Below are 12,758 nucleotides of genomic sequence, written 5' to 3' on the forward strand. Positions count from 1 at the left end.
CTGGCCGGTATCCCGATGACCCTCGGCTTTATCGGTAAGTTCTACGTGCTGGCCGTCGGCGTCCAGGCGCACCTGTGGTGGCTGGTTGGCGCGGTGGTGGTTGGCTCCGCGATTGGCCTCTACTACTACCTGCGCGTTGCCGTGAGCCTGTACCTCAGCGCACCTCAGCAGCCGGGCCGCGATGCGCCGTCTAACTGGCAGTACAGCGCGGGCGGTATCGTGGTGCTGATCTCCGCGCTGCTGGTGCTGGTGCTGGGTATCTACCCGCAGCCGCTGATTAACATCGTTCAGCTGGCGATGCCGCTGATGTAATCCAGCGTGATGATGTCAATAACCGCCGATTTATCGGCGGTTTTTTTATGCGTGAAAGCGTGTAGGGTAGTCGCATATAAATCTGAATGGAGCCGCTAATGAGAACGCAAAAAAGATGTCTGGGACACGTGGCCATTGTGGTCGACGACTACGACCGCGCGATTGAGTACTACACGGACAAACTGGGGTTCACGCTTATTGAAGATACGCCACAGCCGGGCAAACGCTGGGTGGTGGTATCACCCAACCCGGAAAGCGACTGCAATCTTCTGCTGGCGCGCGCGTCCAACGAACGGCAGGAAGGTTTTATCGGTAACCAATGCGGCGGAAGAGTCTTTCTGTTCCTACAGACCGATGATTTCTGGCGCGATTACCATGCTATGAAGGCGAAAGGCGTGCATTTCTGCGAAGCGCCGCGCGAGGAGGAGTACGGTACGGTGGTGGTGTTTGAAGATCTGTACGGCAACCGCTGGGATCTTTATCAGGACGCGTAGACCGCGTGATGACAGGCGATCCCGGCGATCGCCTGTGTCTTATGAGGTTACTTCGCCGCCAGCTCGCGACGAATGATTTCCGCCCCCGCGCTCAGCGCGTTGAGCTTGCCCTGGGCTACGTGGCGCGGCAGCGGGGCCATTCCGCAGTTGGTTGATGGATACAGTTTGTCGGCATCCACAAACTGCAGGGCTTTGCGCAGCGTATCGGCAACCTCTTCCGCCGTCTCGACGGTATGGTTGGCGACGTCAATGGCCCCGACCATCACCTTTTTACCGCGAATCAGTTCCAGCAGGTCCATCGGTACGCGGGAGTTATGGCACTCCAGCGAGATGATATCGATATTCGACGCCTGCAGCTTCGGAAACGCTTCTTCATATTGACGCCACTCGTTGCCCAGCGTCTTTTTCCAGTCGGTATTGGCTTTAATACCGTACCCATAACAGATATGTACGGCCGTTTCGCATTTCAGCCCCTCAATCGCGCGCTCCAGCGTGGCGATGCCCCAGTCGTTGACTTCATCGAAGAAGACGTTAAAGGCCGGCTCGTCAAACTGGATAATGTCCACGCCCGCCGCTTCCAGTTCACGCGCTTCCTGGTTGAGGATTTTGGCAAATTCCCAGGCCAGCTTTTCGCGGCTTTTGTAGTGGGCATCGTACAGCGTATCGATCATGGTCATCGGCCCCGGCAGCGCCCATTTTATCGGCTGTGTGGTGAGCTGGCGCAAATAACGCGCGTCATCAACAAATACCGGTTTTTTACGCTCGACGGCACCGACCACGGTTGGCACGCTGGCATCGTAGCGATTACGAATTTTCACCACTTCGCGTTTTTCAAAATCGACGCCGCTGAGGTGTTCAATAAAGGTGGTGACAAAATGCTGACGGGTTTGCTCACCGTCGCTGACAATATCAATTCCGGCCCGGAGCTGATCGTCCAGTGACAAACGCAGCGCATCCTGTTTGCCCAGAATTAACTCTTCATTCTGCAATTTCCACGGCGACCACAGCGTTTCCGGCTGCGCGAGCCAGGACGGTTTTGGTAAGCTGCCAGCCGTTGATGTCGGGAGCAATGTTTTCATAATAGATAACCTTTTAATGTGAATTCATTAAAGCGCGTAGTCGGCTGACCATTGCTCAAGAATATGTTTGTACGGTTTGATAAAGTGTTCTTCGGTGAATTTGCCTTGCTCAATGGCGAGCCGGCTGCGTTCTTCCCGGTCGTAAACAATTTTGGTTAATGAATGATCCTGCTGACTCAGATTCGGCTGATAGTGCAAACCTGCCGCGGAGTTAGCGTTATAAATTTCCGGACGATAAATTTTCTGGAAGGTCTCCATCGTGCTGATGGTGCCGATCAGTTCCAGGTCGCTGTAGTCGCTCAGCAAATCGCCGGTAAAGAAGAAGGCCAGCGGCGCGACGCTGTTTTTCGGCATGAAATAGCGCACCTTCAGGCCCATCTTGCTGAAATAATGTTCGGTTAACGAGGTGCCGTGCTGCTGGTATTCAATCCCCAGAACCGGATGCTGATTGCCCGTCTGCTGATAGGCGTTCTTATTGGATACGCTAAGACAGATGACCGGCGGTTTTTTAAACTGTGCTTTGTATTCTGCTGAATTAACGAAATGCTTAAAGATGTTGCCATGCAAATCGCCAAAGTTTTCCGGGATCGTAAATTCAGTACGATGCTTATTATGCTCCAATAGCAGGACGCTAAAGTCATAATCGCGAACGTAAGATGAGAAGTTATTGCCAACAATCCCTTCAATTCGTTCGTTGGTTTTTTTATCAATAATATTGGTTTTCAGAATTTCAATGGCCGGAAAGGCGGTGCCCGCAATATTCATTTCAACGGAAATAATATCCAGCTCAACGGAATAACGATCGCCTTGCGGATTATCCCAGTACGCTAAAGTATTGAAGCGATTATCAATCATCTTGAGCGTATTGCGTAAGTTCTGCTGACGGTTTTCACCACGGGCGAGATTGGCAAAATTAGTCGTGATGCGGGTATTCTCAGAAGGATTATAATTTTCGTCGAAAAGGCTGTGCTTAATAGTAAAAGTAAAATCGTTATTCATGGCAGTCTTGCCTCCTGAGTCGGGAAATGAAAACCGAGCCTGTTGATGATTCAGCGTGTTTTGCTTCACGCATTCGGCGGCTTCATGTTGCCAATAAGTTAATGATGTGTATTTTATGCCAGAGCCTCTGGAGGAGTGAAAGCGACTTAATTTCATTGCAACATGAGACATCTTCATGATGCGCTAGCGCTACGGCGGTTTTTCTCAACATCACCCGGCGCCACTCGACGAGGCGCATAACGCCCTGACCTGGTAAATCCCGCCAAACGCACCTATAGTCGTGACAGATTTCCCGCAACAGGACTCAGCAATGCGCTTTAACGGACTGACCAAAGGTTTCTTTATTTTCATTCTCGCCCTCGTCACCTGGGCATTTTTCGACGTTCTTTCTCCCTATTTTTCCGCCATTCTGTGGGCGGCTATCCTCACCGTGGTGTTCAACCCGGTGAAAAATAAGCTGCGTAGCGCGTTGGGCGAGCGCAACGAGCTGGCATCGCTCATCACGATTGTCATTATTTGCCTGATTGTGTTTATTCCGCTGATGGCGATCCTGTCATCGCTGGCGCTTGAGCTGAACGTGATTTACACCAAGCTGCAGGAGAACAACACGCGTTTTCCGCAGGTCATTGCCAGCATTTTTTCGCATCTGCCGCACTGGGCACGCGGTTTTCTGATAGAGCACGACCTGGATAACGTCGCGCAAATTCAGAAAAAACTCTCTGATGTCGCGCTGGCGGGGGGGCAGTACCTGGCCGGCAGCGCGTTCCTGATAGGTAAGGGCACTTTCGGTTTCGCCATTAGCTTCGGCATCATGCTGTATCTGCTGTTCTTCCTGCTAAAAGATGGCCCGTATCTGGTGAATCAGATTCTGGACTCGCTGCCGCTGACCGATTTTGTGAAACAGCATCTGTTTGCCAAATTTGTCGGCGTCACCCGGGCGACGGTCAAAGGCACGGCGGTGGTGGCGGTGGTTCAGGGGACGCTGGGCGGCATTGCGTTTGCCATTGTCGGTATTGACGGGAGCGTGCTGTGGGGGGCGTTGATGGCGTTTCTGTCGCTGGTACCCGCCGTGGGTTCGGCGATTATCTGGGTTCCGGCGGCGATATTTCTCTTCGCCACCGACCAGCTGTGGCAAGGGCTCTTTATCGTCGGTTTCTTTATCGTGATTGTCGGGCTGGTGGACAACATTCTGCGCCCGCTGCTGGTGGGGAAAGACACCAAAATGCCTGACTACCTGATCCTGATTACCACCATTGGCGGTATGGAAATTTACGGCATCAACGGCTTTGTCATCGGTCCGCTGATTGCGGCGCTGTTCCTCGCCTGCTGGAACCTGTTCTCCGGGCGTGACCACGCGGGGAACGTTGAAGGGTTGGACGAAGAGTTTATGGCGGAAGGAAAAAATCCTCCAGATGCGTAATGCCATGACGATAACAAAAGGCGGCTACGGCCGCTTTTTTTATTGTCACGCGGAAATGGGCATTTCCTATAATTTCCATGATGCTTATTGAATATTCGTCGCAGAAGGAAGCCATCGGTGAGAATAGCGACCATAACAAACTGGGCCTACGGCGCGACGGTCTGTCTGACTATCGCCTCCGGTATCGTCATGTTGATGGCCTCCAGCGCGGACAATACCGAACGTCAGGCGGTGGCGCAGCGACAGGTGTTCGACCAGCTCACTGAGGAGATCGACAACGACGCCTGGGCGCTATCCGATCTGGCGCGCTTGTACGTCGTCGGCAAAGACCCGGATGTGCTGAAGGAATACCGGCAGAAAGAAACCGCGCTGAAATCGATTGAACACCGATTATCAAAACTGAACGACGCCGGGGCGACGGGCGAGGAGCTGGCGCTGTTGCACGAGGGCGTGCAGATTGTCGATGCGCTACAGGACGAGCAGCAAGCGGCGCTGGCCAATATGGCGCGCGGTGAAACCGCACAGGCGATGGCGCTGCTTTACGGCAAAATTTATGAGCAGGAGTTGGACCGCGCGCAGGAACGACTCGATCACTTCCGCCAGCTTCTGGATAACCGCGCGCGCGATGCCATTGACGATGCGACGCGGGCGTCCCGCACGCTGCGCACGCTGTCGGAAGTGATGGTGGGGCTGACGGCGCTGCTGTTTTTATTCGTGCTGGGCTTTATTTTACAGCACCGCGTACTGCGCCCGGTCGTGCGTTTGAGCGACGTGGTTCACCGGCTGGCATCGCAGGATTATGCCGTGGAGACGCCCGACTTCAAGCAGATTGATGAAATTGGCGATATGGCGCAGGCGGTGCGTATTTTCCGCGAAAACGGCTTGGCGCGGCAGCAGCTGGAGAAAGAGCGCGATGCCAACTGGGCAATACGCGAACTGCTGGCGCGGATGACTCAGCGCCTACAAGGCTGCGAGAATTTTGACGACGTCATTAACGTCGCGGAGCTGTTCGCGCCGAACATTGCGCCCGGCGTGGCCGGACGGCTGTTTGTTCTCGACCGCGATCCCTGGCAGATGCGCTGTGTTGCCGAGTGGCTATCGCCGGAGGGGAAAGCGAGTCCTTTTCACCCGGATGAATGTTGGGCGGTACGTCGCGGCCAAAGCCATCCGCCGGTGCACGGCGAGCCGGATATCGGCTGCTACCATCTGCCGGAGACGTGCCACAGCCATTCCCTGTGCGTACCGCTGATTGCCCAGGGCGAGGCGATTGGGCTGCTCTCATTCCAGAATCTTAATGAGCAAACCGCCTCGACACGCGCCTATCTGGAGCTGATGGCGGAAGCGCTGGGTCTGGCCCTGGCCAACCAGCGGCTGCGCGACGCGCTGCTGGAAAAAGCGCTGTACGACCCGCTGACCGGGCTGCGTAATCGCCACCACCTCGAAGATATGCTGGGCACTCAGTTGAACCTGGCCATGCGCAGCAAAGAACCGCTCAGTTGCCTGATGATCGATATCGATCACTTTAAACACATTAACGACCGGTTTGGCCACGAGGCGGGGGATGGGGTGATTAAAAGCGTCGCCGCGATTATTCAGCGCGTGGTGCGCGATCAGGGCACGGCTTTCCGCTACGGCGGTGAAGAGTTCCTGGTGCTGCTTAACGGCATGGATGAAGAGGCCGCCAGCCGCGTTGCCACCGATATTTATAACGGCGTGCGCGAGATGGCGCTGCGTTTTGCCGGGACGGATATTGGCCACGTGGACGTCTCGATCGGCGTCGCCAGCTACCCGGAACATGTCCAAAGTGACAACCTGCTGCGCGCTGCCGACGTGGCGCTCTATCGCGCGAAAGAGCTGGGGCGGGCGCGAATTGTCAGCTTTGGCATGCTGGAGGCCGGATGACCGGCATTGCGCTGGACCGCCGCTTTCCAGTACTGTGATTAAATGTAAACAGAAAGTGAAGCGGGCCTATGCATCTCGATTTTCGCCAACTGCGCAACTTTGTCGCGCTGGTTGAATATGGCAGTTTTAATCGCGCGGCGGAGGCGGTCTGCCTGTCGCAATCGGCGTTCAGCCGCAGCATTCAGGCGCTGGAGCAGAGCGTCGGCCACCCGCTTTTTGACCGTCAGAGCAAGCTTCCGACTCTGACGCTGCATGGGCAAACCTTGCTGCCCTACGCGCGTCGCTTTCAGGAGCTGAACGTCGAGTTAAGCAGCCATCTGCGCGAAGCGGACGATGCGCAAAACGGCGAAGTGGCGTTCGGTTGCGGCCCGGCGCCCGGCGCGCGGTTGATTCCGGCGGCGGTCGGTGAATTTCATCGTCGTCTGCCGCAGGCGAGGGTGCGTTTTCATATCGACAACTGGTATGCCTTGCACCATGCGCTGACCTCGCAGCAATACCCGTTTGTGGTGGCCGACAGCTGGCAGGCCGAGCTGGATCCACAGCTGCGGGTTCAGCCGCTCAGCCCGCAACGCTGTTTCTTCGTCTGCCACGCCAGCCATCCGTTGGCAAAGCAGGGGCCTGTTTCTATTCAACAGATGTTGCGCTATCCGTTTGCCGCCCCCTATTTACCGCCGGGTGTGCGTAAAGTGTTAGCGACGCTGAGCCAGCGGCAAGACTTTACCCCGGCGATCCAGTGCGACCATATCTATGCACTGTGGTCGACGCTGGCACATACCGAGGCGATAAGCTTCGCCAGTGAAGATGGTTTTGCGCTGTGCCAGCACAGTCATCAGTTGGTTAAGCTGGAGTTGAGCGACCTACCGGACGAGTGGCGGCTGATGCAGACCCGGTTTGCGATTATCTCCCCGGTTCATGCAGCCCAGCCGCCACTTGCAGAAAAGCTGATGGAGATTATTCTGCATGCCGACCGTCAGCTTCAGCCGTTGACGCAGGGAGTGAGCGTTTAACCGGCGTTGAGCGGCTGGCCCTGAGGATTGTACTGCGGCCAGTGTTTCTCCAGCTTCTGACTTTTCAACGCCTGTTCAACAAACTGGCCGTCTACCCATTGCTTCGCGTCAAATGCGCTGCGAATCAGTCGACCATTTTTGGCCTGTTCGACGCTGCTGCTGAAGCTCTCGGTCAGGAACGGATCGATACGCGGCGAGGTGCTAAAGTTCAGCTCCTGCGGCTGGAGCTCTTCGAGGAACAGGGCTTGCGGAATCTGGCTCTGTCTGGCCATTTCCGCTGACCAGGCTTCACGATTGGCCTCGTTGCTGATTTCCGCCGCATTTTTTACCAGCACGTCGATAATCTGCTGGGTGGCCTGCGGCCAGGCTTCGATAAAGCTCTGGGTGCCCAGGAAGCCCGCCTGGGTGGTGTTCTGACGGCCGGAATCGCCGCTTTTCACCACCACGTCTATCTTATCGCCGCGCAGCGCCAGCAGCGAGACGCCGCCCCACACCGCATCGACGCGTCCGGCGGCCAGCGCCGCTTTGCCCGCGTTCCAGTCGAGGTTGATCACCTGCAGTTGACGCTCGGTCAAACCGGCGCTCTGTAATGCGCGGTCAAAGGCCAACTGGTCAGCCGTGCCACGATAGACCGCCACGCGCTTACCCTTCAGGTCGGCCAGCGTTTTGATGCCCGAGGCTTTGGTGGCGGCCAGGTACGATTCTGAACCGCGGCTGCCTAACAGCAGGCGCGTCGGCAGACCGTTGGCCTTGCCAATAATGGCGGCCAGGTCGCCAAGGTAAACGAAATCAAGCTGTCGGTTGGCCAGCGCTTCATTCACCGCCGGGCCCGCGCCTTTAAAGAACTGCCATTGAACCTCGACGCCCTGCGGCTTGAACACGTCTTCAAGCTGATGGCGAATATACGCCATCCCCACCGGCCCCTCGATAAACGGCTGACTACCCGCGCTTTGGTCCGGTACGCCGATACGGATGGTACGCAGCTCTTCGGCGTGAAGGCTGGTCATCAGACCGACCGTTGCCGTTAGCGCCAGTAAGGTGCGGCGAAAAAGTGCTTTCATCATAACGTCTTGCTCCCCTGAGTTTTTTTCTCACCCTAAAGAGCCGCCCACCCCGCTGTTAAATACTTTTATTGGCAAAGCAAAGGCAAAAAAAAGCTAAAGCAAAGGCCGCGTACCCGCCAGGCTGAAATGCATTTGTTGCATCGGGATTATTCACGTAACGCAATGGCAGCGTGAGAAAAGTCACGTTTTTATAGCGGCATAACTTCACGAAAAGTGGACCGCTATGTCGCAGATACTCATCAGAACCCGCCTTCCCGGAAGGCCCATATTCCGGTTGAACGGCTGGCCGTGGCTGTTGCCCGCGCTGCTGTTTGTCCTGTGGTTCATCGCCGCTCGCGAAGGCTGGATGCCGGAGCAGATCCTGCCGCCACCGTCGGTGGTTGCCGATACCGCACTGTCGTTATTCGGCGGCGACCTGCTGGCGCAGTGGGGGTTCAGCCTCCAGCATCTGGCGCTGGGGCTGCTGTTAGGCACCCTGGCCGGAACGCTGCTTGGCGCGCTGTTTGGTTTAGTCCCTACGGCGGCGCAGCGGGTGGAGCCGCTGTTTTACGCGCTGGCGCAGATTCCCACGCTGGGCTGGATCCCGCTGTTTATGGTGCTGTTCGGCATTGATAACGGTCTGAAGCTGGCGGTGATTGTGAAAACCACCGTCGTGCCGATGACGCTGAATACCCAGCAGGCGGTGACCAGCGTGCCGCTGACGCTGAGTGAAGCGGGCAGGGTGATGAATTTTTCCCGCTGGCAGCGCCTGCGCTGGCTGGTGATCCCGGCGAGCCTGCCGGGTTGGTTTACCGGCCTGCGGCTGGCGCTTTCACAGGCCTGGGTGTCGCTGATTGTTGTCGAACTGCTGGCTTCTTCGGAAGGCATTGGCTACCTGATGGTCTGGGGACGCCAGCTGTTTCAACTGGATATCGTCTTCGTCACCATCGCCGTGGTGGGGATTAGCGGCATGCTGATGGAGTGGGCGGCGAATCGCGCCTACTCGCGGCTGGTGTTCTGGCCGCAGCCCGCGACAGGTCGCCTGGCCTGGAAACCGCAGGCCAGCTGGCGCGCGTTGCAGCTGCCGGCGCTGCTGCTGGTGTTGTGGCAACTGGCGAGCCAGTGGGGCTGGATCGACGGCGCGTTGTTCTCCTCGCCGCTGGCGGTGGCCGATCGCTTTGTGTTGGGGATGGTGAACGGTGAGCTAACCGCGGCGATGCTGGCAAGCCTTGGGCGCGCGCTGATCGGCGGCGCGCTGGGGATCGCGAGCGGCCTGCTTTGCGGGCTGCTGTTAGCGCTACGACCGCGCGCGGGGCACATCTTCACGCCAACGCTCAACGTTCTACGCCATATTGCGCTGTTCGCCTGGCTGCCGCTGCTGACCGCATGGGTGGGTAACGATAACGGCGGCAAAATTGTCTTTATCGCCCTGGCCTCCTTCTTCCCGATGTTCTTCAGCACCTTACAGGCCGTCACCCAGCGCAGCCCGCAGCTGGATGAGGTCGCTGACGTCCTGCGTTTAAGTGGCTTCGCACGTTTGCGCTCTCTGATTCTCCCCGGCGCGGCGCCGGGTATCTTCGCCGGTCTGCGATTGGCGCTGATTTATGCCTGGCTTGGCAATATCGGCGCGGAGTATTTCATGTCCTCCGGCGTGGGTATCGGCAGTCTGATGATCAACGCCCAGCAGTTGCTGGATATGCCGACCATTCTGTGCGGCATGGTGCTGGTCGGTGTTACCGGCGCGGCGCTGGATAAAGTCGGGCGTTTACTGGAAATTCGCGCCACCCGTTGGCGCCAACAGGAGCAACTATGACCTCTTCGACGCTGGTCTCTTTTCAGCATGTGCGTAAATCCTGGCAACAGGTGACGGCCCTACAGAACTTTAGCCTGGATATTGCCGCCGGCGAGCTGGTGGCGCTGGTGGGCAGCAGCGGCTGCGGGAAATCGACGCTGCTGCGAATGCTGGTGGGCCTGGAGCCGACCACTCAGGGCGAGATTCGGATCAACGGCGAGCGGGTGACCGGCGTGGGTAAAGAGCGCGGCATCGTCTTTCAGGAACCCCGCCTGTTCCCGTGGCTGAGCGTGATCGACAACGTGATGCTTGGCCTCGCGGATGAAAAACTTAGCCGGGCCGAGAAGCGCCAGCGGGCGCAGGCGATGCTGGCGCGCGTGCAGTTGACCGAGTTCGCCAGCGCGCTGCCCGCACAGCTTTCCGGCGGTATGGCGCAGCGCGTAGCGATTGCCCGCGGTCTGGTCGCCCGTCCGCAGATCCTGATGCTCGACGAACCGTTCGGCGCGCTGGATGCCCTGACGCGCCACACGCTCCAGCAGGAACTGTTACAGATTCACCAAAGCACCGGCACCACCACGCTGCTGGTGACACACGATGTGGAAGAGGCGGTGGCGCTTGCCGACCGGGTGGTGGTGCTTTCACCGCGCCCGGGACGGATTCGCGAAGTGGTGAGCCTCGCGCTGCCGCACCCGCGTCTACGCGACGACGCGTCGTTTACCGCCGCCTGCCGGCACATTCGCCAATTGATTACTTCAGCCTGATTCTTTTCTTTAAGGAGCAAATATATGGGACATCCTTCCGTCTACCCAACCGGCGCCACCCTCTACGATCCACAGCGGGCGTGGAGCGGTTACACCCTTTTCCAGGCCACCGAACACGGTGCGGTGCTGGTGGATATGAACGGCCACGTGGTGCGTGAATGGCCTGAACTACACGGGTTTCCCAATAAAATCCTGCCCGGCGGCGCGATTCTTGGCCACAGCGGCGAGCGCGACCCGCGCTACGGCATGCAGGATATGCTCGACCTGATTCAGGTGGACTGGGAAGGTAACGTTACCTGGAAATTCGACCGCTACGAACAGGTGAGCGATCCGGGCAATGAAACCCGCTGGATGGCGCGCGCGCACCATGATTATCAGCGAGCGGGTAACCCGGTAGGCTACTATGCGCCGGGGCTGGAGCCGCAGGTGGAAGGGGGCAACACGCTGATTCTGGCCCATACCAACCTGGTGAATGAGGCTATTTCCGACAAGCTGCTGCTGGACGACACCATTATTGAGGTCGACTGGCAGGGCAACGTGGTATGGGAATGGCGCTGCAGCGACCATTTTGAGGAGCTTGGGTTTGACGACGCGGCGCGTACGGCGCTGTATAACAATCCGAACATGCGCGCCAGCGGCGGCGGCATGGGCGACTGGATGCATATCAACTCTATGTCGGCGCTGGGGCCGAACAAATGGTATGACGCGGGCGATCAACGCTTCCATCCGGACAATATTATCTGGGATGCCCGCGAATCGAATATTATCGCCATTATCGATAAACAGAGCGGCAAGATTGTCTGGCAGCTTGGGCCTGATTACAGCAAGCCGGAGCTGAAGCATATCGGCTGGATTATCGGCCAGCACCACGCGCATATGATTCCGCAGGGGCTACCGGGAGCGGGCAATATCCTGATTTTCGATAACGGCGGCTGGGCCGGATATGGCGCACCGAACCCCGCGTCGGCGGACGGCGTGAAAAACGCCTGGCGCGATCATTCGCGGATCCTCGAGATTAACCCGATTACCCTTGATATCGAGTGGCGCTACTCGCCGTATGAGGCGGACCTGCCGCAGCCGACCGATTCTTACCGTTTCTACAGCCCGTATATCAGCAATATGCAGCGTCTGGAAAACGGCAACACCTTGATTAACGAAGGCTCAAACGGGCGTATTTTCGAGGTCACCCGTGACCATGAAATCGTCTGGGAATACATTTCGCCGTTCTGGGGTAAGACGCTGAATAACAATATGGTTTACCGCGCTTACCGTATACCGTATGGCTGGATCCCACAGCTGGCGCAGCCGCAGGAGACGCCGATTGCCGCCGTCGATGTTCGCACCTTGCGCCAGCCCGGCGCGGCAGCGGCAGGCCCCGCGCAGAGCGTGGTGCGGGTGGCGGGCGTGCAGCCCTACAGCAAAAGCGCCGACGCGCTGTGCGTGGCGACGGATAATGACACGCTGCGCCGCAGTCCGAAGCTGTTCCGCGTCGCGGAAAGCGCCTTCAGACCCATCGCGACGGCAAGCGAGCTGGAGAGTGAACGACCGATTCTGCTGTTCGTGGGCGCGGAGCGCTGCGTACATTGCCGCAAACTCTGGCAGCTGCTGGCGCATGAAAAACTCAGCCAGCGGGTTGCCGCGCTCGACAGCCGCTATCTTGATGCGGACCAGCATCAGCAACTCGCCGCGGCCCTCGGCGTACGCGGTTTGCCGACGTTACTGGTGCTGAAACAGGGCCAGCCCACGGCGCGTGGGCCTGCGCAGCTCTCTCTGGAAGGGCTGCTGGCATGGCTGGATGAGAACGCGGCGTGAGTTGAATAAGGGCAGGGAAGCCCGTTTTTCCGCTGAGTGGTTTTTATCTCAGCAGGGCGACGTAAATGACGTTCTGATAGCCATCAACAACAGGCGCGCACATCCTGAAAGCCTTACCCTAAATTTCGCACTTCCTT

The 12,758-nt window shown here is 57.8% G+C and carries 11 protein-coding genes; 8 read left to right on the forward strand and 3 right to left on the reverse strand.

Features of this window, described 5'->3' with window-relative positions:
• On the forward strand, positions 1–312 hold a 312-nt coding region (locus tag ACW14G_RS13405), incomplete at its 5' end, for a proton-conducting transporter transmembrane domain-containing protein (protein WP_455648619.1).
• 98 nt (positions 313–410) lie between these two features.
• Positions 411–806 (forward strand): VOC family protein, encoded by a 396-nt coding sequence (locus tag ACW14G_RS13410; RefSeq protein WP_249022968.1) that lies wholly within the window; start codon positions 411–413, stop codon positions 804–806.
• Between the two features lie 47 nt (positions 807–853).
• Here the strand turns inward: ACW14G_RS13410 and ACW14G_RS13415 are convergent, their stop codons facing one another.
• A complete protein-coding gene (locus ACW14G_RS13415) occupies positions 854–1,885 on the reverse strand; it encodes a methionine synthase (RefSeq protein ID WP_163449078.1) in 1,032 nt (343 codons plus the stop codon).
• Between the two features lie 27 nt (positions 1,886–1,912).
• On the reverse strand, positions 1,913–2,884 hold the full coding sequence (locus ACW14G_RS13420; RefSeq protein ID WP_249022969.1) for a DUF1852 domain-containing protein: 972 nt from the start codon (positions 2,882–2,884) through the stop codon (positions 1,913–1,915).
• Between the two features lie 310 nt (positions 2,885–3,194).
• Here ACW14G_RS13420 and ACW14G_RS13425 point away from each other — a divergent pair, with 310 nt between their 5' ends.
• The 3 genes from ACW14G_RS13425 to ACW14G_RS13435 all read left to right on the forward strand — a co-directional run bounded on the left by ACW14G_RS13425 (position 3,195) and on the right by ACW14G_RS13435 (position 7,213).
• Positions 3,195–4,304 carry an AI-2E family transporter gene (locus ACW14G_RS13425; protein WP_064543904.1) on the forward strand — a complete coding sequence of 370 codons (1,110 nt, stop codon included), beginning with the start codon at positions 3,195–3,197 and terminating at the stop codon, positions 4,302–4,304.
• A gap of 117 nt (positions 4,305–4,421) precedes the next feature.
• Entirely contained in the window at positions 4,422–6,206 is a 1,785-nt protein-coding gene (locus tag ACW14G_RS13430; RefSeq protein WP_163449076.1) for a diguanylate cyclase, read from the forward strand.
• Positions 6,207–6,274: 68 nt separating this feature from the next.
• The gene (locus ACW14G_RS13435; protein ID WP_163449075.1) at positions 6,275–7,213 is read left to right on the forward strand and encodes a LysR family transcriptional regulator; all 939 of its coding nucleotides are present in this window, start codon (positions 6,275–6,277) and stop codon (positions 7,211–7,213) included.
• On the opposite strand, the gene ACW14G_RS13440 is transcribed toward ACW14G_RS13435, so the two are convergent.
• On the reverse strand, positions 7,210–8,277 hold the full coding sequence (locus ACW14G_RS13440; RefSeq protein ID WP_223803046.1) for an ABC transporter substrate-binding protein: 1,068 nt from the start codon (positions 8,275–8,277) through the stop codon (positions 7,210–7,212). The genes ACW14G_RS13435 and ACW14G_RS13440 overlap by 4 nt on opposite strands.
• Positions 8,278–8,500: 223 nt before the next feature.
• Here ACW14G_RS13440 and ACW14G_RS13445 point away from each other — a divergent pair, with 223 nt between their 5' ends.
• Genes ACW14G_RS13445 through ACW14G_RS13455 form a run of 3 tightly spaced genes read left to right on the forward strand, consistent with a single transcriptional unit; the run spans position 8,501 to position 12,621 of the window.
• Entirely contained in the window at positions 8,501–10,069 is a 1,569-nt protein-coding gene (locus ACW14G_RS13445) for an ABC transporter permease (protein ID WP_249022970.1), read from the forward strand.
• Complete coding sequence (locus tag ACW14G_RS13450; RefSeq protein WP_167575355.1) at positions 10,066–10,809, forward strand: ABC transporter ATP-binding protein; 744 nt, start codon at positions 10,066–10,068, stop codon at positions 10,807–10,809. The genes ACW14G_RS13445 and ACW14G_RS13450 overlap by 4 nt, the downstream gene beginning before the upstream one ends.
• A 24-nt stretch (positions 10,810–10,833) precedes the next feature.
• Positions 10,834–12,621, forward strand: coding sequence for an aryl-sulfate sulfotransferase (locus ACW14G_RS13455; protein ID WP_249022971.1), 1,788 nt, complete (start codon positions 10,834–10,836; stop codon positions 12,619–12,621).
• Positions 12,622–12,758 lie beyond the last annotated feature (137 nt).

It is taken from the genome of Kluyvera sp., from assembly GCF_965301105.1.

Coding starts and splice junctions, on each gene's coding strand:
- ACW14G_RS13410 (WP_249022968.1), top strand. CDS start 411: ATGAGAACGCAAAAAAGATGTCTGGGACACGTGGCCATTGTGGTCGAC.
- ACW14G_RS13435 (WP_163449075.1), top strand. CDS start 6,275: ATGCATCTCGATTTTCGCCAACTGCGCAACTTTGTCGCGCTGGTTGAA.
- ACW14G_RS13455 (WP_249022971.1), top strand. CDS start 10,834: ATGGGACATCCTTCCGTCTACCCAACCGGCGCCACCCTCTACGATCCA.
- ACW14G_RS13440 (WP_223803046.1), bottom strand. CDS start 8,277: ATGATGAAAGCACTTTTTCGCCGCACCTTACTGGCGCTAACGGCAACG.
- ACW14G_RS13425 (WP_064543904.1), top strand. CDS start 3,195: ATGCGCTTTAACGGACTGACCAAAGGTTTCTTTATTTTCATTCTCGCC.
- ACW14G_RS13415 (WP_163449078.1), bottom strand. CDS start 1,885: ATGAAAACATTGCTCCCGACATCAACGGCTGGCAGCTTACCAAAACCG.
- ACW14G_RS13420 (WP_249022969.1), bottom strand. CDS start 2,884: ATGAATAACGATTTTACTTTTACTATTAAGCACAGCCTTTTCGACGAA.
- ACW14G_RS13450 (WP_167575355.1), top strand. CDS start 10,066: ATGACCTCTTCGACGCTGGTCTCTTTTCAGCATGTGCGTAAATCCTGG.
- ACW14G_RS13445 (WP_249022970.1), top strand. CDS start 8,501: ATGTCGCAGATACTCATCAGAACCCGCCTTCCCGGAAGGCCCATATTC.